The sequence below is a fragment of the Marinobacter sp. CP1 genome (assembly GCF_001266795.1).
Taxonomy (GTDB): domain Bacteria; phylum Pseudomonadota; class Gammaproteobacteria; order Pseudomonadales; family Oleiphilaceae; genus Marinobacter; species Marinobacter flavimaris.
Genome location: NZ_CP011929.1, coordinates 2606144 through 2629416, shown reverse-complemented (window position 1 = coordinate 2629416; position 23273 = coordinate 2606144). Strand labels below are relative to the sequence as shown.

Sequence of the window (23273 nt, the reverse complement as noted above, 5' to 3'; positions counted from 1 at the left end):
GCCTTCTGGCTTAAATTTGTGCAACTTTTGTGTTGCGAGACTCACAAACCCCGGGTCAGATTCCGCGAACCTGCGTCGGTAACCACCACGTTGTCCTCGATACGGATTCCGCCGCAGCCTCTCAGCCGCCCAATCAGCTCCCGGTTTAAATATTGCCCCAGCTCGCCTTCCAGCAGTGGATCCAGCAGCGACGGAATGAAATAGAGACCCGGCTCGATGGTTACCACCATACCGGGTTCAAGCCGGCGGGTGAGACGGAGAAACGGCGCGTCGTCCGGAGGCGGCGTTGGTTTTCCAGCCACGTCGTGCACCTGGACGCCCAGGAAGTGACCGATGCCATGGGGGAAGAATACACGGGTGATGCCCTTTTCGACGATGTCCTCGTCATCCAGGCCGGTAACCAGACCGGTAGCCGACAGCAGGGCGGCAAGCCCCTGATGCGCCTTGCGATGGATGTCGATGTAGTCCACCCCGGGCGCGACCATGTCGCAGAGCCTGACCTGGAGCCGGTCGAGACCGTGAATCAGCGCTGCGAAGTGCGACTCTTCCGGACCTGCCGTGGTACGGGTGATATCGGAGCAGTAGCCCCGAAAACGGACCCCGGCATCAATCAGCAGGCTGCGGGTCTGCCCTGGCGGCTGCGTATCGTAATACTGGTAGTGCAACGTCCCGGCGTGCTCGTTCAGCCCGATAATGCTGTGATAAGGCGCTTCGGCTTCCCGCTGACCGGTTGCCTGCTGGTAGGCCAGATTGATGCCAAACTCGCTCTCACCGACCAGGAACGCCTCCCGGGCCGCCGCGTGGCCTGCCAGAGCCAGTCTGTTCGCCTGCGCGAGACACTCGATTTCGTAGGGCGTTTTGCACACGCGGGTCTCGTCCAGACCCCTCAACAGAGCCTCCGGGTTTTTCTCACCCGGAATATTCCATATCAGGGCAGGATCCCCGATCACCGCAAGGCTTTCCGGATCATCCAGCAACGGGGCCTCGGGTGAGGCACTGCTGCGAACCTCGATGAATTGCTGCCAGGGCTCTTCCGCCAGTGGCGAATTGGCGTGCCAGAAGTCGACCGGTTCGAACAGCCAGAGCACGGGCTTGTGCCCGGCCCGGATCCAGAGCCAGCAGTGTTCGCGACCGGCCAGCCCGGTCCAGTGCAGAAACGGACCATAACCCTGGAAATGCCAGGCCTGGTCATCTCCATAACGGTAAGGCGCGGCGCCGGAAGCAATCAGCAGGCTGTCGTAGCCATGCTCTGCCAGGGCCGATTCGTATCGGGCCTGCAGTTCTTTCAGGTGATCGGTCTGCAGCGACAACAGCGCATTATCAGGCATGGCCATCTTCCAGTGTTTTCCAGAGCGTTAAAAGATCGTCCGACCGGGTGTCACGGAGACGGATCAGGCGAATTTCCAGGGGGACATCCCAGCCTTCGTCACCGGCTCGCACCAGACTGCCGAACTGTTCGCTTTTTTCCATCATGCGCCGGGGCAACCAGCCCATGCCGAAACCCTGCTTCACCAGCGCCTTGATGCTGGCGGACTGGGTGTTCTCGTTCAGGGGTAACAGATTGGCCGTCAACCTGTTGCGGGCAAGATGGCCCTCAATCGCCGATTGCAGGAAACCACGACTGTGATAAGCGATCAGCGGTACCGGCTGTTCCGGGCTGCCCGGCAAGGCAAACCGCGGATGCCCCTGATCGTCAGCAACACTGACCGGAACGAGGGATTCGCGAGCCAGCACCAGCCAGTCGTAACTATCGGCAGTCAGCCTCCCGCCCCAGGGCAGATCGGGATGCCAATAGCACAGCACCAGATCACACTCGCCACTGTCGAGCGCCTCCAGAAACTGCTCCCCCACCCAACTGGTGGCATTCAGGTTCAGCTGCAAACGCTCGGCAATGCCCGCGTCTTTCGCCCAGCCCTGGTAAAAGTGCGAAAACAGACCCTGCGTGGAACCCACACTGATCCTGGCAGACACCTCGGCTTCAAGGGCGCTGATTCGATCGCGGGTATCCCGGACATCCCGTGTGATCCGCTCGCACAGCTCCCGGAATATCTCGCCAGCGGGCGTCAGCGAGAGCGGCAGCGTCTGGCGGTTGACCAGCGTGCTGCCCATGGCTTCTTCCAATAATTTGATCCGGCGGCTGAACGTAGGCTGGCTCACGTGCTGCAACTCGGCAGCACGTGAGAAATGGCGCGTTCGGGCCAGCGCCAGAAAATCTTCCAACCAGCGTACTTCCATGGAGTCCCCTGAGGGTATGTCGTTGTATCGATGCGAGTTCTGCTGCTGGCATCATAGCCTATCGCAGCGGCGCCGTTACAACCGGCCCTCTTCCACCGCGTGGCACGCAACCTGGGTTCCGCCATCCGTGGTGATCAGCTGGGGCACTTCCTGCCGGCATCGCTCGTTGGCATAAGGGCACCGCCCATGAAACACGCAGCCCGACGGCAGGTTCACCGGCGTGGGCACCTCTCCTTTCAGGCGGATGTGGTTGGGGCGATCGTCCTCCAGTTTCGGAATAGCCGACAACAGCGCCTGGGTGTAGGGATGTCGGGGCGCGGAAAACAGCGTTTTTGTATCCGCCAGCTCACAAATCCGCCCAAGGTACATGACGGCAACACGGGTGCCGAAATGCTCAACCACCGCCAGATCGTGGGTAATAAACAGGTAGGTCAAGCCCCTGCTTTCCTGGGCGTCCATCAGAAGGTTCAGCACCTGGGCCTGGATCGAGACGTCCAGGGCCGAGATCGGCTCGTCGGCCACGATGAACTCCGGATCAACTGCCAGGGCCCGGGCAATGGCGATCCGCTGGCGCTGGCCACCGGAGAATTCGTGGCCGAAGCGGTTGCCCCAGTCCTGATCAATGCCCACCGAATGCATCACCTCATGGATCTTGTCCCGCACCTGCACCGGGGACCAGTCCGGATGATGGAACCGGATCGGCTCCTCCAGGGTCTGCTGGATGGTCATGCGCGGGTTCAGGGACGCATAGGGATTCTGGAAGATCATCTGCATCTTGCGCCGGTACGGCAGTGAATCCTTGCGCTCCAGATTGTCGATGCGCTGGCCGTCGTAGTGAATCTCGCCGGCGCTGGGCGAGAGCAACCCCATCACGGTTCGGGCCACGGTCGACTTGCCACAGCCGGATTCGCCCACCACGCACAGGGCCTCGCCCTTCTGCACTTCCAGGTCCACGCCGTTGATGGCGTGGACAGCCTCCTGTTTGCGGCGGAAGCGTCCACCCTCAAAGGTGATCTGCTCCAGCAGGCTGCCGGACAGGTCAAAGCGTTTCTCGAGACCGCTGATACTTACCAGAGGGGAGGTCATGATTCGGCCTCCTGCATGCGTTTCTCCTGTTCAATCAGGTTGGCAACTTCGTAACAGGCCACATTCACATTGCCCGAGCGCACATACTCCGGCATGGCCTGCTTGCACTGCTCGGTGGCGAAGTTGCAGCGGGGATGGAACGGACAGCCGGAGGGCACGTTCTTCAACGATGGCATGGAGCCGGGATTCTGGAACAGCCGCTCGCCGGGCTCGCCCATCTGGGGCAGCGCGTTGATCAGCCCCTGGGTGTAGGGGTGCTGGGCATCGTTGATAATTTCCCGGGTCGGCCCCTGCTCGATAATCCGGCCGGAGTACATGACCAGCATTCGCTGGGTCACCTGGGAAACCACGCCCAGATCGTGGGTAATCAGCATCAACGCCACGTTCTCCTGTTCGCACAGGTTCAGTAGCAGATCCATGATTTCCGCCTGAATGGTGACATCCAGAGCCGTCGTGGGCTCATCCGCGATGATGATTTCCGGATCCAGCAGCAGGGCGATGGCAATGATCACCCGCTGGCGCATGCCCCCGGACAGCTCATGGGGGTATTGATCGAGACGCTTCTCCGGAGAAGGAATCTGCACCTTCTGCAGCCGGTCCAGAGCAATGGCACGGGCTTCTTTTTTACTGATTTTCCGATGGGCAAGGAGAGCCTCCACCATCTGGGTTCCGATGGTGAGGACCGGGTTCAGGGTCATCATCGGATCCTGGAAGATCATGGCGATACGGTTACCACGGATTCGGCGCAGCTCCCGCTCGCTCATGGCGGCGAGGTCCCTGCCCTCGAACAGGATCTGTCCGCCGGCGATGTAGCCCGGCTTGGCAATCAGGTTCAGGATGGAAAAGGCAGCCACCGACTTGCCGGCACCGGACTCCCCCACCAGGCCCAGGCGCTCGCCCTTGTCCAGGCTGAAGCTGATGCCGCGCAGCGCTGTCAGGTCGCCACCACGCACGGCAAAACGTACATCAAGATCTTTTACTTCCAACAGTGCCATGGTGTTACCCCTTGTACAGCCGTGGGTTCATCACATCCCGCAACCAGTCACCCAACAGGTTGATGACCAGCACGAGCACCACCAGCACCAGGCCCGGGATCAGGGTGATCCACCAGGAACCGCTCTGGATGTAGTCAAAGCCGGATTTGATCAGCGAGCCCAGCGACGGCTGGGTCTCCGGCATGCCAAGCCCCAGGAACGACAGCGCCGCCTCGGAGATAATGGCGTTGGCGATCTGGACCGTGGCGATAACGAAGATGGGCGACAGCGTATTGGGCAGGATGTGCCGGAACATGATCCGACGGGTCCCGAAACCCATCACCTTGGCCGCATCCACGTACTCCTTCTTCTTTTCCGCCAGCACCGAAGCACGAACGGTCCGGGCAATCTGGGGCCACTCGGCAACACCGATGATGAAGATCAGCATGTAAATGGCGATCTCACCGAACATCAGGTTACCGAAGCTGGCCTTGAACACTGCGCCCACGATGATGGCAACCATCAGAGTGGAGAAGGACAGCTGCACATCGGCAATGCGCATCAGCACCGCATCGACCTTGCCACCCAGGTAGCCGGCGAGGAGACCGAACAGAATGCCCAGAAACGCCTGCAGGACCACCGCCCCGAAACCGATCATCAGGGACACCCGGGTACCGTAAAGAATCGTGGACAGCAGATCCCGGCCCTGGGCGTCGGTGCCCAGAGGAAATGCCGGATCGGCTCCGCTCATGCCCACCGGGGGCAGCTCAGAATTCATAATGTTGATCTGCGCCAGATCGTAGGGATCGGCGGGCGCCAGCAGGGGCGCGAACACCGCCGCCAGCACCATCAGCAGCAGCACGGCAAAGCTGACAATCGCCACCTTGTCGCGCTTGAAGCTGTACCAGAAGAAGGACTCGCGGAAGCGGTACCAGCGGGAAACCGTTGCCGTTGTCATGCTTTCTTTCCTGTCAGTTTGACGGTGGGATTCACCAGACCGTAGATCAGATCCACCAGGGTATTGGTAACCACGAAAATCAGGCCCACCACCATCAGGTAAGCCACGATCAGCGGAATGTCACTGCGGGTAATGGCCTCCAGGAACATCAGGCCCACGCCCGGCCACTGGAACACGGTTTCCGTAAGGATGGTGTACGCCACCATAATGCCGATCTGCACGCCACCCACGGTGATCACCGGAAGCATGGTGTTCTTGAGTGCGTGCAGGAAGTTGATGCGGCCGGCGCTCAGGCCCTTGGCCCGGGCGTAACGCACATAGTCGCTCTGCAGCACTTCCATCATCTCGGCCCGGATCAGCCGGATAAACAGCGGCAGCATGATCGAGGCCAGCGACACCGACGGTAGGATCAGGTGCATCAGACCGGTACCGGTGAAGAAGCCCGATTCCCAGGTGCCGAACAGGTGAGTCAGCTCATCACCACGCCCGTAAGAGGGCAGGCCGCCCTCAGTGGAAAAGAAGTCGTTCAGCCACTGCCCCCACCCGGTATCGGACGGAAACCAGTTCACCGTCACACCAATGGAGAACAGCTGAATCAGCACAATGGCCGTCAGGAACACCGGGATGGAAATACCCACGGTACTGACGCCCATAAAGAATTTGGATAACCATGCCTGGGGCCGGATAGCGGCATAGACACCAATCGGCACGGAAAGAAACACAATAATCAGACTGGCACCGATGACCAGCTCCAGCGTCGCCGGCAGGTGCTCGGCGATCACTTCCAGGGTCGGCTTGCTGTAGAAATAGGAGTTGCCCAGGTCGCCCTGGAGCGCATTGCCTGCAAACCGCAGGTACTGCACCACCATCGGGTCGTTCAGGCCAAGCTCCTCTCGAATGGCTTCCCTCTCCTCTTCGGAGACGGACATCCCCACCATTTCCTGAAGCGGGTCCCCGAGGCCATCCTGAATGGCAAAGGCAATCACGCTGATCACAAACATGACCAGAAACGCCTGGGAAATCCGCTGAACCAAAAACGCTAACATGGAAAGCTTCCGGATAAGGCTTGCAAACAAAAGGCCGGCGCCGGATCACTCCAGCGCCGGCCGGCCATCAAAGGCAGTTACTCAACAACCAGATCACCCAGGTACGGGAAGTTCATGACATTGAGCACCGGCTCAATATTCACGTTCTTCTTGGAGGCCCAGGCCAGGTCCTGCCAGTGCAGCGGAACAAAGGCGGCATCATCGTACAGACGCTGTTCCACTTCCTGCAGCATGGCGGCACGCTTGTCCAGGTCGATCTCGACGTTGGCCTTCTGTACCAGGGCGTCGATTTCCGGGTTGCAGTAGTTACCGGCGTTGTACTGGCCAGCGCCAGTGTCGGCATCCGGGCAGAAGGTCAGGAACTCGTAGAAGTTGGCGGAGTCCTCGGTATCCGCGTGCCAGCCGATCATCATCATGTCAGCGGCGCGGTTGTCATACTCCGGCCAGTACTGGGCCTTTGGCAGGGTTTTCAGATCCACCTTGATGTTGATGCGCGCCAGCATGGCAGCCACTGCCTGAGCGATCTTGTCGTCGTTCACGTAGCGGTTGTTCGGCGCCATCATGGTGATTGTGAAACCGTCCTCGTAACCGGCTTCCTTCATCAGCTCCTGGGCCTTGGCCACATCGAAGCGCGGTGTCAGGGACTCGTTATAGCCCTGGTAGCCTTCAGGCGACATCTGGGCAGCAGGGGTGGCGAAGCCTTTCATGATCTTGGCGGCAATGCCTTCCTGGTTGATGGCATAGGCAATCGCCTGGCGAACCTTCGGGTTCTTGAAGGCTTCCACTCGCTCCTGGTTCATGTGGAACAGGATGATGCGGGTGCCACTCATGGTGACCAGGTTGGCGTTCTTGTCGTTGCGGATCCGCTCCAGATCATTGGGCGGAACCGGGGCGATAAAGTCGACACCACCGGACAGCAGCGCAGAAACCCGGGTGTTGTTCTCTTTGATCGGAGTCAGCACGATCTTGCCGACGTTACCCGGGGACTCGGTATCCCAGTAGTCGTCGAAGCGCTCGAACTCGACGCGGACACCCTGCTTGCGTTCGGTCACGGTGTAAGGGCCGGTGCCCGACAGATTCTCGGATGCGAACGAGTTGCCATGTTTGAGGATGGCGCTCTTGTCTTTGCCGTCTTTGCCGTCTTCGGTCTGGCCGCTGTAGAACTCGCTGTCGAACGGGAAGATATAGGTGGCGGTGTTCAGCAGCAGCGGATAGGGCTCACTGGTGACCAGCTCGAAGGTGTAATCATCGATGATGTTGATGCCGCTGAAGGGCTTGAAGATGGCCTTGAAATCCTGGCTCTGCTTCAGGCGGTCGAAAGTGAACTTCACATCCGCGGTCGTCAGCTCGTTGCCGGAATGGAACTTCACGCCCTAACGGAGTTTGAAGCGCATGGTGTTTTCATCAACCCGGGTCCAGCTCTCTGCCAGGCGCGGCTCGAAACCAAGATCCTTGGTCCAGCGCAACAGCGGATCAAAGGTCATATGAGACAGCTGGAGAATGCCACCAGACAGCTGCTCATGAATGTCGAGGGTCACGGGGTCGGCGTCGTACGCCATCTTCAGTTCCTTGGTCGCCTCGGCAGACAGGGCTACCGGCGCCGCCGCCAGGGCCATGGAACCGACAAATGCTGCAATCAGTTTTTTCATCGCGTTTTCCGTCGCTGTTTTAGGAATTTTCACGGAACATCGGCGCAGAACGGCGCCGAATGCCTGGCCAACAAGCTAGTCTCGGAAAACACTTAGGGCAATCGAAATTGCGACATGGGGCTATACGCCAGGTGAATGACCTGATTTGGCGCAGACTTACAGCCGGAAAACCAGAGGCAGGATCAGGGCAGTAAACACACCGGTAAGTCCCATCCCCAGAGACGCAAACGCGCCGGCGCTATGGCTGATTTCAAACGCCCTGGCGGTTCCGATGGCATGGCCATTCAGCCCCAGGGCAAAGCCCAGAATCCGTTCGTCCTCAACAGGCAAAAGCCGCGCGAGCAGGTCTACGAAGAGGGTTGCCACCACGCCCGTGATCAGGAGCCCGCCCATCATCAGGGGCACCGAACCGCCCAACTGCTCGGTAATACCGATGGCGATAGGCGCAGTAACCGACTTGGGCGCCAGCGATGCCAGGACCTCCGGTGTGGCCCCCAGAGCCCAGCCAATCACCACGGCGTAAACCGCCGCCATGGTGGCGGCAATCGGCAGCGTGACCACAATCGGGCGCCACATGGCACGGATATGGTGCATCTGCTGGTACAAGGGAATCCCGAGTGCGACGGTGGCAGGCCCCAGCAACACCGTCAGCCACCGCGCGCCCTGTTGGTAATCCTGGTAATCCACCGCCAACGCGATGAAGCCAGATAAAAGACACGCAGACAAAACAACCGGCGGCAGCCAGATAGGCCGGCCAATGCGGGAGAACAGCCAGTTGCCGGCAAAGAAGGCACCGAGGGTCAAACCGATCGCAAGAATCGGGGTGGCGGCAAGCGACTCCGGCAGGGCCTGGAAGCGCGCGAGTAGCTCACTCACCATCGCTAACGCCTCTTTTCGTCACCGCTTTCATCAACAACAACGTCGTCAGCACACTGAGAAAGGTGCCCACCAGCAATGCCGCCGCAACCGCCAGCCACTGCCCGGAGAACTGGTTCGCCGTGAAAAACACACCCACCACCCCCGGCATGATCAAGAGCACCAGCACCGATATCAGCCCCTGGCTGGCCCGAGCAAGATCATCACTCACGTTGCCTTTAAGCATCAGCGTGAAGGTAATGACCACCATCCCCAGCACGCCGCCACTCACCGGCAACGCCAGAAGCAGGCGCACAGACTCGCCAAGAATAAAAAACAGCACCAGAACCAGAAAACCACGCAACATCGGCATGCGCTTACACTCACCCGGGAAAGAATTGCATTACACTAGCCCAAACCCCTATCCCGATACCAATGCAGGAAGCCCATGGCGCTCAAAGCAACCATCCTCAAGGCGACGCTCAACATCGCCGACATGGACCGTCACTACTACGCGGATCATCAATTGACCATCGCCCAGCATCCGTCGGAAACGGACCTGCGCGTGATGATCCGGCTGCTTGCCTTTGCCCTGAACGCCGGCGACACCCTCGAATTTACCAAAGGCCTGAGCACCGATGATGAGCCAGAGCTGTGGCAGAAAGACCTGACCGGCGAAATTGAATTATGGATCGAGCTTGGCCTGCCAGAAGAAGACCGAATAAGGAAGGCCTGCAACCGCGCCGGGAAAGTGATCCTCTACACCTATGGCGATCGCGCATTCCCAGTCTGGTGGGACAAACATCACGGCAAGCTGGAACGTTTCGACAACCTCACCATTGTTCACCTACCCGGCGACAGCACTGAGGCCCTGGCAGCGCTCGCGGACCGGTCCATGAGCTTCCAGGTGACCATCCAGGATGGCGAGGTCACCTTCAGCAATGACAACAATCTGGTATCGATTACCCCCGAGCAGCGACTACCCCAGAACTGAGGTCAGGACTTGCCGCCGGGGGCTGGACAGACACCCGCTACGCACGTAAGATTGCGCACTCGAAATCGGCGAGTCATCGTCGAGCTCGAAGCGCCCGTAGCTCAGCTGGATAGAGCGTTGCCCTCCGGAGGCAAGGGTCAGAGAAAAAATCCGGAACCGAAGGCAACGGTCAAATATGCCAACTTTGTTGATAACCGCCCGTAGCTCAGCTGGATAGAGCGCCGCCCTCCGGAGGCGGAGGTCAGAGGTTCGAATCCTCTCGGGCGGGCCATTTCATCGCAAATTCAGAAAGTTACAAACCTGAATTGTCTGAACACTCCTTTACCTCGCAAATTACTTCTGAATAAACTTCCAACTAGGCAGTGACTTTTGCCCCGCTTGTGAAATTTTACTATTTGGCACATAAATCTGAGCCTGTGTCCAAATTGTGTCCATGGTGTGTCCACGGCTTTTGAGACGTTTTTCTCAGTCTGAAATAACTGACCTTTGCACAGAAGCCGAAGGCTCCCAACTTGGACACAGAAAACGACCAGAAAAAGTCCCTCTGGTAGGCCCCCTATAGAGCTGCCATAGCCCTCGATGTAAATGCTTGTCCTACGCCTTTGGTAGACCGGCGAGAATTTCTCTGGCGATGCTCAATTCGACGCCAGATCTTCGATGTCCCCTCAACGAAATCTTCGGGCTCTGGCACGCGGACAGTTCCATCACGCCATTACTCTTCTTGTTTTTTAACCTCATTTGAGGTATAAAAACAGGAAGACTAGAGTTCCGCCCCGGAGGCAACCTCATGCACAACCTTTTACACACTGAAGAGAATGCTGTAGATCGACTGTCCCAACTTGGGATTCAGTTACCTGTCCTTAGAGAATCCGTCTGGCAGGGATACCTGGCAAGATCTCGCACTACGGCCAATCATCCGAGTATCTCTCGCGGGATCATCATGTGGGCAGAAACCGTTGCCGTATTACGGGAACAGCTAAGGCCTGAGGGGTGGAGGAAATCAGATAAAGGCAACTATGAGCTCACGGTGAACGACGAAAACGGCTTGGCTATCGTTGTCACCACCGGAGATGATGCAACCGGTATGGTCGGGCCGACGCCTTCAAATAAGTGTCCAAAGGGAATTAATACTGCTGAAGCGATTGAAGCCAACAATCAGTTGGATATGTTCAGTGAGTTGTTGCAAGCGATAGAGGAAAACCAAGGGCTCACGACTTGGGTACTTTTGATGCATTTGGCTGCCAACGAAGTACGCTGTGAACTTTCCCTTCCATCTAGCATTTCCGGCGGAAAAATCAATGGCTGGAAGGAACGGATTGTTCTGCCGAGTATGCCGTTAGATGATGATTCGGTCGAAATCGATCTTCCTGACTTGCCCGATATAGAAGTACCAATTAAGAAAAAGGCATAGCATGTTCAACAATACTCGTTTTGCCCTCGCGAGAAAGCGCAGAGGCCTTACAAAGCGGGCCTTGGCTAAGGAAGTTAGTGTGACTGATCGGTCAATCACTGCTTATGAGAGTGGGCAGACCGTGCCTGAAAACCACACAGTCGACAAGATCGCGAATGCACTCAGGTTTCCGGTCGAATTTTTCTTTGCTGATGACGTAGAAGAGCTCCCCGTTGAGGTGGCAAGCTTTCGTGCGCTGACCAAGATGACGGCCTCTAAAAGGGATATTGCTTTATCGGCGGGTGCTGTGGCACTTCTCTTGAACCGCTGGATTGAAGGCAAGTTTGATTTGCCTTCACCTGAATTTCCTGAGGATTACAGAATTGCGTCAAATGTAGATTTAAAAATTGATGCCGGCCAAAGATCGTCTGAGGGTGACCAATATCCAGGCCTCGGGCAGAAAAATGATCCTGAATCCGCAGCCGAAATGTTGCGTCGATACTGGGATCTAGGCGAGCTTCCAATTAAAAGCATGATCGCTTTACTTGAATCCAAGGGCGTTCGTGTATTTTCTCTATCAGTTGATGCTAGAGAGGTCGATGCCTTCTCCATGTGGTATGGCGATATTCCTTTTGTATTTCTCAACACAAAGAAAACAGCGGAACGATGCCGGTTTGATGCCGCACACGAATTGGGCCATTTGGTAATGCACCGACACGGCGCACCGCAAGGTCAAGAAGCAGAGAAGGAAGCTAACTCTTTTGCATCAGCGTTTTTAATGCCCAGGAGAAGTGTGCTGGCAAATGCCCCAAGAACAGTGACGCTAAAGAGCCTTATCTCCCATAAAAAATACTGGAACGTCTCTGCCGCGGCCCTTAACTACCGGCTTCACTCACTCAATTTAACATCGGACTGGACCTATCGAACACTGTGTATTGACTTGGCTAAATTAGGCCGGGATCACGAGCCCGAGCCATCACCATTCGAAACATCGCAGGTGCTCAAGAAGGTTTTTGCCAGCCTGCGCGAGGATGGCATCTCGAAAATTGACGTTGCCAGAGAACTATTGATTGAACCGGAAGAACTGGATGAGCTTACATTTGGCCTGATGTTGAATGCCTTGAGTGGCAATTCGCCAACCAATTTTTCTGACAGATCCAAGCCTAGTTTGAGGCTAGTTAAATAGCTAATTTCACTATGCTACTTGGGCGGTAGTTTGGCTGTCGCCCATCAATCTCAAACCTTTAGGCTACGGTATGATTTTATCCTCTCAGGCCAGAGCTGGCCTGACTCCAATCACTCGGCCGCTTTATGCCAAAAAAAAACCGACCAAGAGGTCGGTTTTTTTACTTTACGTTGTATCATTAGTGCTCAGCACAAGCTAAACAGCATATGCCTCCTACTAGTCGCGGTGGTGGGCTGATACGACCTTGGCACCGCCATGTAGAGAATACTATGTGAACGACTCCCTACTGTCAACATCTTACCACTCAATCCAAGAGAGCTTTCAGGGCATCCTCAGGATCGCCCTCCAACCCATACTGTTTCGAGACCTCCCCTATTATTTCTAGAAGTCGAGTCATTCGATCCTCCAGGCCTTTCTTTGCATCTCTGAGATCCTCTTTTGTCGTCAAGAGGGCGCCACGCTCATGCTTTAGCTGGCTATGAGACTGTTTTAAAGCTTCGAAGTCAGCCACTACGTCGCTCCCATAGTGCCTTGCGAGCCGGAGCTTCATCTCAGCCTTATCATCGGAACAAAGCTTAAAGGCGAAACAAGTAACAGGAAACGAATTGCCTTTAAGCATTGGGGGATAAACCCGATATGAAGATACTGTCTGAATCATGCGAGGAAGAGTTCGACACGTTCTCTCGGTGTATTTAGCGTGCAATTTTGCAAAGGATTCTTTTGATATTTCCATACTTTCTGGGTCACCAGAATTCGGGGAGGTGGTCAAAGGCATGACTTGAATTCGGTCACCGTTCACCGATAGAACAATACATGGCCGTTTTTTGTACAATTCGCTAGGAAGGTGAGAGGCTGAGCATAAAACGCTTTGACCCAGCTGTCCTTGTGAATCGATCGCAGATACTTTGTGCCCAAAATCAACTTCAACTATGTTAAAGCGAGTAACTATTTTATTAGGAGATGAGCTACCCTTTGACGCCATCAATCCTATTGAATCGGTGTGCTTTACCTCTGCAAGACTAATATCGATTTCAGACTCAGTGAATTGAATACCTTCAACTTTCCACGATATGTTACCGTCGCCACTGAAGCTCTTAATGATGAACGTCTCAGCGGCATTCTCATCATGATATGGAATCAGCACCTCATTGAAATCTGTATATTTTACCTCGCCTAGAGCACAGTCATCTTGTTTCCAGAAACGGACCTTCATAATTTAGAACTTCACCCCAGATATTTGTTTGTCAATCAGCAGACGCGACACAGAGCGATTTTCCATGCCAGATAATGAGAAACTAGAAGCCAGCGTAGCAATACGGCTACATTTCACCCTAAAGAAACTCCGTATATGAGTCAGATAAGATATCGCGACGAACGCGAGCATAAATATTGAGCTGCGACAGACTCTGCCATCGAACAATCTCAGATGAAGCGCTGTCATTCTTCTATGAAGTAATCGGTATCAACTTGCTTAACCTCATAAACTTCTTTGACGTTGACCCCTAGGTTATTCTCGATCATTAATTGAGCCAGTTCCCGGCCGTCGATCAAAACGACTTTCATATCCAAACCTGCGATGGCCTCACGGGCCCCGGCAGAGAAGTCCGACGTTGTAAGAAACACCCCTTTCCGCGCGCGCTGTCGGGTTAATGCGCCGATAAATTTATCGATCTCGGGGCGATGAACTGTGTTGGTCCATCGCTTAGCTTGCAGGTATATGGTATCCAGGCCTAGCTTGTCTTCCTTGATGATTCCATCAATCCCATCGTCATTGGTCGTTTGTGTGGCCTGCCCCGCTTCCCGCCGGGAGCCGCCATACCCCATGGAAATCATCAGATCTACAACGAGCTTTTCGAAAAAAGAGGGGGAAGCCTTGCGGGTGCTCTCCAAGACATCATCCGCCAGGTTTTCCATCAGAGACTGGTGGGCAGATGCTAGCTGTTCATCCGGAGTTATCTCGTCAACTTCGCTCACTTCCTCTTCTGAGCTATTGGAAACTGGCTTTGGCTTTTGCGTATGGAAGTCATGGAACTCAGAGAACTGCTTTAGCCAGGCAACACTGATCCGATCAGGACCATTCTGAATCGCATCCAGCCCACGCTCGGTGATTTGCACCATACCCCGCTGCGGAATCGTCAGAAGTCCGGCCTTGTTGAGGTAAGTCCTTGCCCAGCCAGCCCTGTTGTTGATCACTGTTTGATGACCGGATGGCAGTCGCTCTTTTCGCTCTGCATCTGAAAGCTGAAAAAAGTCCTTCACTGCCTCGCGAACATCTGCTAAGGGCCTAGCCTCTCCATCACCAACGGCAAGTAGAACCGGACGCATGACTGATTGAAAATCGGGTATGGCCATTGCCCAAACTGCTCCTCGCCAGAACTTTGCTTACTGCTTGTCCACAAACTCGAACAAATCACCAACATCACACTCCAGAAACCGACACAGAGCGTCTACAGCATCAAGATCCACCCTACTGGCGGTCTCATGATATAGCCGGGTAATCGTTCCTCGATTTACACCGGTCTCTCTCGCCACATCAACGATTTTCAGCTTCTTCTCGCCCATCAACCTGGATAGATGGCACTTAACCATTTGGCCCACCAAAGAACAAAATAACCCGCAGGAGATCAAAAAGACTTGCAGTAGGTCTTAATGAGTGCATAATGATCTACAGGAGGACATATTGATCACTAAAGAAACCTTTTGCCCTCCAGCGATCAAAGATAGCAAAGGAGCCACCTTATGTCACAGGTATATCTCACCACCGAAGAACTGGCGGGGCGCATTAAATATGATGCCCGAACCATTCGCGAACGCCTCAAAGACTCTGTTCTGCTTGAGGGCATTCATTACATCCGCCCTTTTGGTGGGCGGAAGATTCTCTACATATGGGACGTTATTGAGCAGGACATGCTCGGCCACTCCGCAAATCATGCCTTTGCCGTGCCAATGGCCGGAGGAGGAATGTGCCGTGGGTAAAATTGTAGAGCGCACGGAGACTGGCAAACTCTTTTTTGATTTCCGGTATGCAGGCAAACGCTGCCGAGAACAGACAACTTTGGACAACACGCCAGCCAACCGCAAAAAACTCGAAGCCATCCTCAAACGAATCGAGGCCGAAATCACGCTGGGTACATTCGAGTACCACCGGCATTTCCCGAACAGTCCCAGAGCAGCAAAGTTCACGAAACAAGCGGAGGTTCAGAGGGCTCGACAGGCCCATGACACGCCGCTGTTCAAAGCCTTCTCAAAGGACTGGCTCGGCGAAATGAAGATTCAATGGCGCCAGTCACATATCGAGACGGTGATGGGAACACTGAACAATTACCTCAATCCCCATTTTGGGGAACAAGAGGTTGGCCGCATCACCAAGAAAGACATTCTCGATTTCCGGGCCTCACTCGCCAAAGTTACAACCCGGAGCGGAAAACATCTTTCAGCCAGTAGGATCAACAGAATCATGACGCCTTTGCGCATGATCCTCAGTGAAGCAGCCAACCGGTATGAGTTTAGCTCACCCTACCATGGGATTAAATCGCTGAAGGTCCCGCGCACTGATGTAGAGCCTTTCACTATTGATGAGGTAAGGCAGATCATCAACACGGTCCGCTCAGACTTCCAAAATTACTACGCGGTTCGATTTTTCACCGGAATGCGCACGGGAGAAATCGACGGGCTCCAATGGGACTACGTGGATTTCACGCGTCGCCAAATCTTGATCCGCCAGTCTTTGGTCGATGGCCGAATGGAGTACACCAAAAACGACGGTTCCTTCCGAACTATCGAGATGTCTCAGCTGGTCTACGATGCTCTGAAAGACCAGCAAAAAGCGACTGGAAAGAAAAGCTTCGTTTTCTGTACACGGACCGGCGGGCCGCTGACTCATAACAACGTCACGAAAAGAGTTTGGTATCCACTGCTTAGGCACCTAGGACTACGCAAACGCCGGCCATACCAGACCCGTCACACCGCAGCCACGCTGTGGCTCGCGGCCGGTGAGAATCCTGAGTGGATTGCCAGGCAGATGGGCCACACCACCACGGAAATGTTGTTCCGGGTTTACTCACGGTATGTACCAAACCTGACCCGTCGCGATGGCTCCGCCATCGAGCGTCTGCTCATCAACGAATTCAACGCTAAAACTGATTCCAAGAAGGAAGGTGACTCATGAACCATTCCCAACCGTTTTCTATCAGCCGAAAGTCTTTCGCAAATCGTTTGGCAAGCGCACTCGCATTTTCGATGCAAATTCCGGACGGAAATCACCTTGTCGCCGTGCTTGGCGAAGGTGACGAAAGCTCCAATCTCGCTGCACTTACTAATTGGGTGGAAAATGAGCTTTGGTTGATGGACGACGAAAACCTGCAGGATCCGCTTCCTGCCTTGCTAAATAGCCTGGAACGCGTCCTCACCTCTGCACAGGAGCTCTTCGCATGAGCATTATCGTGAATACCGAGTGGCAATCTGAACCCGAGATTTTCGTTGGCACCATTACCAATCTGACGGAGATACCAAACGGGGAGGCCCTGCCGGTGCTAGAACTGATCATCGAAAATTCTTTTGAGCAATACCGGATCGTGATGTTCCAACCCCACCCGGACCTCCAGCTCACAAAAATCCCGGACTGTGCTGTTCAGTTGGTGCTCTGGGAGGGCAAGTCGGGGAATGCAGTATCGCGCTCAGACACCGTAATTCTGATGGACACGCCTGATTCACTGCTGCATCTGCCTGAGTCACAACTGGCCTGCCCTGATCTGGCGGTCGATATTGAACTGTTTCTCGAATCATGCCCGGTTCAACCACTGGCTGATTTTGTTCGACGAGTGTTGGGGCGACCATCAGTTGGACTTCCCTTCTTGAATGGCGCGATGCAAGAAGCCAGTTTCCAACAGCCGGGAAGCCTGGCAAGACACGGCCTTGATGTAGCCATACGTTCGTTCGATGCATGCCGCGGTTATAACGAGGCGGAACGCTGGCTCGCTGCTATTGCGGGACTTCTACATGGGGTGGGCCGGATTGAGTTATCTGACTCTAAACCAGTCGATTACCTGAAGGTCGTTTTGAAGGGGCTGGGCTTGTTGGCGGAAGACCTAAAACGACTAGCGCAAGAACTGCCTGAGGCGGCACGAACCATTCAGTTTATTATCGCCTCGATGTACCGCATCGGAAGCCATACACAACCCGATCCAACGGTAATGGTTGTGCAGTCATCCCACCTGCTTGCCGCGCAACTCCAGCCAGAGCTTATGCATACAGCTTCAACTCACTTGGCTCAAGCTTCAAACCTCATCTCGCCTTAAAAAGGACTACATTCAGTGGCCATGGATGGCCCTTTACTTCTGCATTTCGTCATCAACATACACTCTTCCAGCGAATGCGATCAGCGCTACGAATGCCACAAATCGAAGAGCGGGCATGTAATGCTGGCGCGGCCGCTCACCAAACCCTTTACGCGGCGGATCGACTTCTATTTGCGCGACACCCATTGCATTTCTGGGGCCCGCAGGGTCATCCCAACGAATCCGAATACGAGATGTCGGCATTGATAGCTCCTTACTCCAATACTCCATCATTTGCTGTTTACCAGGATCATTTTCAGGTGCACGTACATCCACCCACGCGAGCGGTAAAAAGCCTGTAAGCTCCAGAAATCTGAGATACAGCACTTTCCCCTCGGTCGAAGTAAATTTTATTTGCGTATGACTTCTCTGTATCGCCTCGACAACGTTCTCTACAAGAGCCACGAAGCGTTCGGAGTCTATGACGGCAAGCTGCACCAAGCTGTGATACATCAACTCGACGGTCGAATGGCATGCTCTCAACTTGGGTGGTGCCGGACAAGTGCGCTGGACAGGGTTGTCTACTCCGCCCTCCCCATTTCGGTGAGCAACGCTGTCAACATCAGGTCTCTCGCTCAAAGAAAATGCGTTGCGCTGACCGGCGTGCTCTTCTTTAAAATTCCGTGCGCGCTGGTCCATCAACCATTCGCCACGTCTATAGCAGCGGGCTAAACAGGCCTCAGACAGTCCAAACAAGGTTGCGGTCCCGGCAATCGCCTTTTCCAACGTTGCGCCGTTTTTTATGAGCTGAGAGATATGATCGAGCGCTCGGTAAACCAACAGAGCCGACGCTGGCACCTGAGAGTTCTCAGGCACTGCCTTACTAGCTGACCCTGACATCTCAAAACTGGTAAACGACTTGTCTAGCGCGACCTCTCCGCCTTTTTTAAAGCGGCACAGAACAGCGGCCAGTTGAGCTGGCGCAGAATCCTTGTTCTTACTTAGACCCCGCCGTTTACGAAACTGCTGCAAATTATCATCAGTGAAACCCAGTAGCTCGGCCTGGCACACATTCGACAAGGTGCCCATCGGTACCGACCAGCGCATTAGACCCACTGCGTAGTCTAATAGGTGGGTGTAAGTTCGAATCGTTTGTCCAGGGGACGCATGGCCCATCATGACGGTCAGGTACTGGAGCTTTTCGAACGCAGGCACATAACGATCTTCCCCACACAAAACCGCATACCAGTCCTCTCCCCAGTGAGGCATGATGACAGCTCCATCATCACTGCAGGCCCATTCAACCGGAAAAATCTCACCGGGACACGATTCCATCAACCGAAGTGCACTAAAAGTGGCACAGGAATGCCTTAGGTGATGGAAGCGCAAAATCGGAGTCCCCGAGGCGGATCTCATGGCATCCTGAATCGGATCAATCAACGTTCTAGCAGGCATCAAAGAATCTGGCTGGTGCAACTCGCTAAACACCAATTGGTTACGCTTTATCGAAGGCTGCTCCAAAACTCGCCGACGATACCAACACCTGACCAAATCCAGCTCAGAATCGGTTAGTAGGGCCCACAACGGCAATACTCGATTGGCGTTGGCGGTCTTTGTGGCGCCAAACTTATTCCCCCTAACAATTAAACTCGGAAATGCCAAGGCTGGCTCATACAACCCCTGCAAATCCCGGAGAAGTAACCGTCGTATTTCCCCTCGTCGTAAGCCACACCGGTAGCCCAGTATCAGTGCAGTTTTCCTTGTTTCAGATAGCCTTCGGTCTGGCTCATCCTCAAGCATAGACAGTGTTCGCCCGAACTCCGCAGGCGTTAATATCTCTGCATCGACCTGACCGTTGCTGCTCACCCCCTCAATATACGTATCTGGCAAACCGTGTTGCGTAACCAGGTAATGATGAAATCGTCTGAGAACCCCAGAACGGTATGCTTGCTGTTGGATCGACGAGCTGGCTTTTAAAAGCTCTGCGTAAAGATCTTCCCAATCATCCTCATCTAGGTCATTCAGATCCTCTTCAGCAATCATTTCAGCGATGAGTGGTTCAGCAAATTCGGAGAGGTACCGTCGAATAGTACTCGCTGTTACAGACAGTCTAGAGAGGGCACACCATGAAGCAACGACCCTGACAATTGGTGACACAGTAGATGACTCAGCAATACCCCTGAGCGCTTTATAGCTCGCACTTTTTACAGATGCGCTCTTTTTACGCTCATCTAGCGCCAGGGCCCGAAGTATTGACGCGATCGCGTCTTTGGCGTTTCCGTTTTTCGGGCCATACAGGGGACAAGAAGGCTTATTAACAGTCAGTTCCGAGGGCGATGTTGGCGTGTTGTAACGCACCCTCGGTGGAACCAGACCAGTAATCAATCTAACCCACGAGCTAGGCCCCATAGAGACGGAAACACTTGCTGCGCTCTGTACAAAGCCAGCACACCCCATGATGTCCAGTGATGCCACGGTCGAGGCTGCATCCATCAGACTACGGACAAAATTACGGTCCGCAGAGACTGCGCTCTTCCTAAAGGAAATTCGTGAAACAAACCCTGCCAAGAGCGACGGCGCATTGGCAGGAAACGCCTTTAAACCGTGCTCGCGATTGAACCGATGCAGGAGCATTAGCGTGACAGGATCAGGAAACCAACGGGAGCCTTCCGAGCTTTCGGTACTCTCCAACCAATAAAGTTGCTTGTCTCCTCGGGACCTCTTAGCGGTTTGAAGTCCACTGGTGATGGCGCCGCAGATGGTCTTGAGAAATTTTTGGGAGTGCAGACCTCCAAACCAAATCATGGAATACACAAGTCGGCCGGCGTCGTGCGTCAACCGCCGCGAGCCTTTCACCCCGTCGCTCCGAAGGCTATTCCAGAAGTCTGCTTCAATCACCTCGTAAACCGATTTATGCGCAAAGCTGCGCGGGGTCATCGGTGGCGTATCCATCCGGACAACTATCATTAGGTCTCGGTTCGGAATTTCGAAGCCATGTTCCCCGGCTATCTCATCGAGACGCCTCACCAGGTGATTGTGACGGATACGTAGTGCGTTCCCCGTGACTCCGGCACAGGCGGTCTCGAAGATAAAAGCTACCAACCCCTCAGGGACCGGTTCAGGAACGTCTCCGGTCACCAGCCTTGAAAACGATTGGTCGAGAATGCGGTCCACGGCATCACGTTCGGATTTTGCGATTTGGTGGCGCTTTTTCTCACGCAGCTCATCACCGTGAAGATTTTCATTTTTCGCCTCAGTCTCGCCCATCAGCCCAGCCCCCTAACCGGCGTCCAACCAAGCTCCACTTGGATCTCCTCCAGCACTGGCACCAGAAACTCCTTGTACTCAACTGGAGACAAGGTCGAATACTTCCCCATCGGCTCTCGCCCAGCCACCCAGTGTCCCATCAAGGCATCAATCAACGCTGGTGGAATTCTTCGATGTAAAAGCTCACTACGTAGGAGGTGGCGCCCGACGTTTAGCGGCAAACTTGAAAACGACGACAGGTGCTCATCGATCTGATCAGGCGTCACAGCGACCGGCTTGGCCATTCGCCTATTCGGCGTTGAAAGAAAGAAGAGGGTATGGTCCGGGACCGGCTCGCCTAGATACGTCTCGACCATCCGCATCACATGACGCCGATGGCTCAGATAATAGTGCCAGTGGCTCAAGAAATTTTCGGTCAATGGCGCAATACGCGAGTGGCTCCAAAAGTCGGCTTCCTTGTCCGCGATCACGGCACACCTGCGATTTAGATCTACATCGGTAATCCGGGATAGAGGCGCCTGAACGCTTCGGTACCCAGTGCATAAGAAAAGCAGCAGGACCGTGTAAACCGTATATGCATTATGAATATCGGGAAGCGTCGATTTCCCGATTGGCTGACGCAACGTTACCTGGAAATGCGTTTTCAAATCCGTCGCCAGCTGCCTCAAAACGTCCGGCGTTGGACAATAGGGGGACCCGATACGCCGATCAGACTGCACCAATGCTACCGGGTGCAAAGTATTACGAGATTCGGGCATCAGCTGTGAAATAGCCTGCAAGTAACGTTCTTGCAGATCTGATTCATAGGCACAGTAGTAGTGGATTCCAGCATGTCTGCTGATGTCATCGTGGTCACCGGCAATGAGAATTGACGCAACCATGTCACCGGCACCGTCAGACAAACGGTGGAACAACGCCCTTTGAACCCGCCTGAGGGTCAGCCTGACGTCGCTTTCTTTTTTGATCCGATCAAACAAGTCAGACGCTCGTTCCGCAACACCCTCTTTTTCGTGGTTCTTAAAAAGCGCGCCACGCCAGCCACGGGGATCAGAGCCAACATGACGTTCCAGCAAGTTCCAGAGAGGACCTACAATGGGCATCCGCACCGACGGCACGGTCTGAACCAACTGATGCCGCAGTTCTGCGTCAAGCTGAGTCTTCCGTACCGGTTGCGGGGCGGCGCTTTGCCAAACTGCAGACTCATAGCAAATGTATATTCGCCCGTTTTCTCCACGTTCCGGCAAATCACCCAGCCGGGATTTCAGTTGCGTCTCCAGAACCAAATCTAGCTCTCGCCCTGTCAAAAGGACCAAAAGGAGGGCCAAAGCAGCTGAAAGATCGGCATCATCGGGCTCAGTTACCGCGTTCCAGTAAACATAGAGTTCGTACTCCGTCGGCCGCTCCCAACGGTTTGTCAGCGTTTGATTAGAACGTCGAAGCTGATCGGACTTTGCGCGGTCTCTAGCAACCCCATTTTGCCCAACCCAAGGCTTTCGATGCTTAGAGAGGCCGTGGCTTGTAGCAACTATGGGCCGGTGAACAAGGTCATCTGATGGGAGCGCATTTCGCTCTGCTGTTTGGAATAGTTTGTCCTGATCAACACTGGTCCGAAGAGGGAAAGTGAGTGCCTCAATCACCCCAGCGGAATCTGTCTCATCACTCTCCTCAACATCAATCTGAATTCGCTCCATCTCAAGGCCGCTGCCGGCCGGATTCTCGTACTCATCTGTAACAGTTAAGTCTTCAGTCTCAGCTCGAACACTCCGCTCAATTAGGGACTCTTTTTGTAACGACAGTCCTAGTAGTCGACGGATAGGCGACAGATGCTTGGCTCGCAGGTCACCACGCTCCCTTAGTCGCTGTTCCAATTGGTCCAGCGTGGTATAGCAATTTGCAGGCTCCGAGGTGTCAACTCTCTCAAGGCTATCCATCCAAAGATGAGCTCGCCGGAACTCCAAAAAAACTTTTTGCAGATTCGAGAGCGGAACTTTCCCGTCAGGCGCCTCGGGAACCCCGCTCCAGATAGCGATAAACACATGAGCCAGAATCGACGCTTGCTCGCTGTTTAAAGAGATCTGGTCTCCAATTTTCAACAATGCGGCATAGACAGGATACGGAGTGATTTTTGGCCTTTCGTCAGAGGTCGGATGCCAAAATTCGTCAACATAAACACCATCGATAATGTCTCGACACAGTTCGATGATTCCCGGCAATGTCTTGCCCAGGTCATCCATACTAGGATGATTCTTTTTTTCTAGAAGCGACAACATCCGACCCGCAACTGGCAAAAAAGCCGTAGCGACCGTCTGGATCTGGGCGCGTGTATCCGGTGGCTGAATAAGTTGCTCAAGTGCACT

The 23273-nt window shown here is 54.6% G+C and carries 22 protein-coding genes and 1 tRNA gene; 8 read left to right on the top strand and 15 right to left on the bottom strand.

The features are described from left to right. Nucleotides 1-41: 41 nt before the first annotated feature. The 10 genes from pepQ to ACP86_RS12095 form a co-directional block, all read right to left on the bottom strand. Nucleotides 42-1328, bottom strand: coding sequence for a Xaa-Pro dipeptidase (gene pepQ / locus ACP86_RS12135; RefSeq protein WP_053115526.1), 1287 nt, complete (start codon nucleotides 1326-1328; stop codon nucleotides 42-44). After that, nucleotides 1321-2235: a LysR family transcriptional regulator gene (locus tag ACP86_RS12130; RefSeq protein WP_053114116.1), complete on the bottom strand. Its 915-nt coding sequence runs from the start codon at nucleotides 2233-2235 to the stop codon at nucleotides 1321-1323. Before ACP86_RS12130 ends, pepQ begins: the two co-directional genes overlap by 8 nt. Nucleotides 2236-2310: 75 nt before the next feature. Then, on the bottom strand, nucleotides 2311-3321 hold the full coding sequence (locus ACP86_RS12125; RefSeq protein ID WP_053114114.1) for an ABC transporter ATP-binding protein: 1011 nt from the start codon (nucleotides 3319-3321) through the stop codon (nucleotides 2311-2313). Continuing rightward, complete coding sequence (locus ACP86_RS12120; RefSeq protein ID WP_053114111.1) at nucleotides 3318-4316, bottom strand: ABC transporter ATP-binding protein; 999 nt, start codon at nucleotides 4314-4316, stop codon at nucleotides 3318-3320. The genes ACP86_RS12125 and ACP86_RS12120 overlap by 4 nt, the downstream gene beginning before the upstream one ends. Nucleotides 4317-4320: 4 nt before the next feature. Further along, nucleotides 4321-5253 (bottom strand): ABC transporter permease, encoded by a 933-nt coding sequence (locus ACP86_RS12115; RefSeq protein WP_053114109.1) that lies wholly within the window; start codon nucleotides 5251-5253, stop codon nucleotides 4321-4323. After that, nucleotides 5250-6299 carry an ABC transporter permease gene (locus tag ACP86_RS12110; RefSeq protein ID WP_053114107.1) on the bottom strand — a complete coding sequence of 350 codons (1050 nt, stop codon included), beginning with the start codon at nucleotides 6297-6299 and terminating at the stop codon, nucleotides 5250-5252. The genes ACP86_RS12115 and ACP86_RS12110 overlap by 4 nt, the downstream gene beginning before the upstream one ends. Nucleotides 6300-6376: 77 nt before the next feature. Further along, nucleotides 6377-7669 (bottom strand): ABC transporter substrate-binding protein, encoded by a 1293-nt coding sequence (locus ACP86_RS12105; RefSeq protein ID WP_227507708.1) that lies wholly within the window; start codon nucleotides 7667-7669, stop codon nucleotides 6377-6379. A gap of 3 nt (nucleotides 7670-7672) precedes the next feature. Then, nucleotides 7673-7948 (bottom strand): hypothetical protein, encoded by a 276-nt coding sequence (locus tag ACP86_RS23705; protein WP_227507707.1) that lies wholly within the window; start codon nucleotides 7946-7948, stop codon nucleotides 7673-7675. Between the two features lie 156 nt (nucleotides 7949-8104). Beyond that, nucleotides 8105-8827, bottom strand: a complete 723-nt coding sequence (locus ACP86_RS12100; RefSeq protein ID WP_014575815.1) for an LrgB family protein — start codon at nucleotides 8825-8827, stop codon at nucleotides 8105-8107. Next, the gene (locus ACP86_RS12095; protein WP_008169943.1) at nucleotides 8817-9176 is read right to left on the bottom strand and encodes a CidA/LrgA family protein; all 360 of its coding nucleotides are present in this window, start codon (nucleotides 9174-9176) and stop codon (nucleotides 8817-8819) included. Before ACP86_RS12095 ends, ACP86_RS12100 begins: the two co-directional genes overlap by 11 nt. Nucleotides 9177-9251: 75 nt before the next feature. Here ACP86_RS12095 and ACP86_RS12090 point away from each other — a divergent pair, with 75 nt between their 5' ends. From ACP86_RS12090 to ACP86_RS12075, 4 genes are all read left to right on the top strand, one after another. Further along, a complete protein-coding gene (locus tag ACP86_RS12090) occupies nucleotides 9252-9797 on the top strand; it encodes a YaeQ family protein (RefSeq protein WP_008169944.1) in 546 nt (181 codons plus the stop codon). 194 nt (nucleotides 9798-9991) lie between these two features. Beyond that, nucleotides 9992-10068: transfer RNA gene (locus tag ACP86_RS12085), tRNA-Arg, on the top strand. A 516-nt stretch (nucleotides 10069-10584) separates the two neighbouring features. Then, on the top strand, nucleotides 10585-11208 hold the full coding sequence (locus ACP86_RS12080) for a hypothetical protein (protein ID WP_053114105.1): 624 nt from the start codon (nucleotides 10585-10587) through the stop codon (nucleotides 11206-11208). Nucleotide 11209: 1 nt separating this feature from the next. Next, nucleotides 11210-12373, top strand: coding sequence for a helix-turn-helix domain-containing protein (locus ACP86_RS12075; RefSeq protein WP_053114103.1), 1164 nt, complete (start codon nucleotides 11210-11212; stop codon nucleotides 12371-12373). A gap of 304 nt (nucleotides 12374-12677) precedes the next feature. On the opposite strand, the gene ACP86_RS12070 is transcribed toward ACP86_RS12075, so the two are convergent. From ACP86_RS12070 to ACP86_RS12060, 3 genes are all read right to left on the bottom strand, one after another. Further along, nucleotides 12678-13586: a type II toxin-antitoxin system PemK/MazF family toxin gene (locus ACP86_RS12070; RefSeq protein WP_053114101.1), complete on the bottom strand. Its 909-nt coding sequence runs from the start codon at nucleotides 13584-13586 to the stop codon at nucleotides 12678-12680. A gap of 224 nt (nucleotides 13587-13810) precedes the next feature. Beyond that, nucleotides 13811-14725 (bottom strand): restriction endonuclease, encoded by a 915-nt coding sequence (locus tag ACP86_RS12065; RefSeq protein WP_053114099.1) that lies wholly within the window; start codon nucleotides 14723-14725, stop codon nucleotides 13811-13813. A 30-nt stretch (nucleotides 14726-14755) separates the two neighbouring features. Next, nucleotides 14756-14962, bottom strand: a complete 207-nt coding sequence (locus ACP86_RS12060) for a helix-turn-helix domain-containing protein (RefSeq protein WP_053114097.1) — start codon at nucleotides 14960-14962, stop codon at nucleotides 14756-14758. A gap of 150 nt (nucleotides 14963-15112) precedes the next feature. On the opposite strand from ACP86_RS12060, the gene ACP86_RS12055 reads away from it, so the two are divergent. The 4 genes from ACP86_RS12055 to ACP86_RS12040 are packed head-to-tail and all read left to right on the top strand — an operon-like array spanning nucleotide 15113 to nucleotide 17670. Continuing rightward, complete coding sequence (locus ACP86_RS12055) at nucleotides 15113-15349, top strand: hypothetical protein (protein ID WP_053114095.1); 237 nt, start codon at nucleotides 15113-15115, stop codon at nucleotides 15347-15349. Next, nucleotides 15342-16541, top strand: a complete 1200-nt coding sequence (locus ACP86_RS12050) for a tyrosine-type recombinase/integrase (RefSeq protein WP_053114093.1) — start codon at nucleotides 15342-15344, stop codon at nucleotides 16539-16541. The genes ACP86_RS12055 and ACP86_RS12050 overlap by 8 nt, the downstream gene beginning before the upstream one ends. Further along, nucleotides 16538-16807: a hypothetical protein gene (locus ACP86_RS12045; RefSeq protein ID WP_053114090.1), complete on the top strand. Its 270-nt coding sequence runs from the start codon at nucleotides 16538-16540 to the stop codon at nucleotides 16805-16807. Before ACP86_RS12050 ends, ACP86_RS12045 begins: the two co-directional genes overlap by 4 nt. Further along, the gene (locus ACP86_RS12040) at nucleotides 16804-17670 is read left to right on the top strand and encodes a hypothetical protein (RefSeq protein ID WP_053114088.1); all 867 of its coding nucleotides are present in this window, start codon (nucleotides 16804-16806) and stop codon (nucleotides 17668-17670) included. Before ACP86_RS12045 ends, ACP86_RS12040 begins: the two co-directional genes overlap by 4 nt. A gap of 33 nt (nucleotides 17671-17703) precedes the next feature. Here ACP86_RS12040 and ACP86_RS12035 read toward each other — a convergent pair whose 3' ends face one another. Together ACP86_RS12035 and ACP86_RS12030 are read right to left on the bottom strand one after the other, a co-directional pair. Beyond that, a complete protein-coding gene (locus ACP86_RS12035; RefSeq protein WP_053114085.1) occupies nucleotides 17704-20916 on the bottom strand; it encodes a site-specific integrase in 3213 nt (1070 codons plus the stop codon). Continuing rightward, nucleotides 20916-23186, bottom strand: coding sequence for a hypothetical protein (locus ACP86_RS12030; protein ID WP_141201887.1), 2271 nt, complete (start codon nucleotides 23184-23186; stop codon nucleotides 20916-20918). Before ACP86_RS12030 ends, ACP86_RS12035 begins: the two co-directional genes overlap by 1 nt. Nucleotides 23187-23273: the final 87 nt, after the last annotated feature.

Coding starts and splice junctions, on each gene's coding strand:
- pepQ (WP_053115526.1), bottom strand. CDS start 1,328: ATGCCTGATAATGCGCTGTTGTCGCTGCAGACCGATCACCTGAAAGAA.
- ACP86_RS12130 (WP_053114116.1), bottom strand. CDS start 2,235: ATGGAAGTACGCTGGTTGGAAGATTTTCTGGCGCTGGCCCGAACGCGC.
- ACP86_RS12125 (WP_053114114.1), bottom strand. CDS start 3,321: ATGACCTCCCCTCTGGTAAGTATCAGCGGTCTCGAGAAACGCTTTGAC.
- ACP86_RS12120 (WP_053114111.1), bottom strand. CDS start 4,316: ATGGCACTGTTGGAAGTAAAAGATCTTGATGTACGTTTTGCCGTGCGT.
- ACP86_RS12115 (WP_053114109.1), bottom strand. CDS start 5,253: ATGACAACGGCAACGGTTTCCCGCTGGTACCGCTTCCGCGAGTCCTTC.
- ACP86_RS12110 (WP_053114107.1), bottom strand. CDS start 6,299: ATGTTAGCGTTTTTGGTTCAGCGGATTTCCCAGGCGTTTCTGGTCATG.
- ACP86_RS23705 (WP_227507707.1), bottom strand. CDS start 7,948: ATGAAAAAACTGATTGCAGCATTTGTCGGTTCCATGGCCCTGGCGGCG.
- ACP86_RS12100 (WP_014575815.1), bottom strand. CDS start 8,827: ATGGTGAGTGAGCTACTCGCGCGCTTCCAGGCCCTGCCGGAGTCGCTT.
- ACP86_RS12095 (WP_008169943.1), bottom strand. CDS start 9,176: ATGCCGATGTTGCGTGGTTTTCTGGTTCTGGTGCTGTTTTTTATTCTT.
- ACP86_RS12090 (WP_008169944.1), top strand. CDS start 9,252: ATGGCGCTCAAAGCAACCATCCTCAAGGCGACGCTCAACATCGCCGAC.
- ACP86_RS12080 (WP_053114105.1), top strand. CDS start 10,585: ATGCACAACCTTTTACACACTGAAGAGAATGCTGTAGATCGACTGTCC.
- ACP86_RS12075 (WP_053114103.1), top strand. CDS start 11,210: ATGTTCAACAATACTCGTTTTGCCCTCGCGAGAAAGCGCAGAGGCCTT.
- ACP86_RS12070 (WP_053114101.1), bottom strand. CDS start 13,586: ATGAAGGTCCGTTTCTGGAAACAAGATGACTGTGCTCTAGGCGAGGTA.
- ACP86_RS12065 (WP_053114099.1), bottom strand. CDS start 14,725: ATGGCCATACCCGATTTTCAATCAGTCATGCGTCCGGTTCTACTTGCC.
- ACP86_RS12060 (WP_053114097.1), bottom strand. CDS start 14,962: ATGGTTAAGTGCCATCTATCCAGGTTGATGGGCGAGAAGAAGCTGAAA.
- ACP86_RS12055 (WP_053114095.1), top strand. CDS start 15,113: ATGTCACAGGTATATCTCACCACCGAAGAACTGGCGGGGCGCATTAAA.
- ACP86_RS12045 (WP_053114090.1), top strand. CDS start 16,538: ATGAACCATTCCCAACCGTTTTCTATCAGCCGAAAGTCTTTCGCAAAT.
- ACP86_RS12040 (WP_053114088.1), top strand. CDS start 16,804: ATGAGCATTATCGTGAATACCGAGTGGCAATCTGAACCCGAGATTTTC.
- ACP86_RS12035 (WP_053114085.1), bottom strand. CDS start 20,916: ATGGGCGAGACTGAGGCGAAAAATGAAAATCTTCACGGTGATGAGCTG.
- ACP86_RS12030 (WP_141201887.1), bottom strand. CDS start 23,186: ATGTTGTCGCTTCTAGAAAAAAAGAATCATCCTAGTATGGATGACCTG.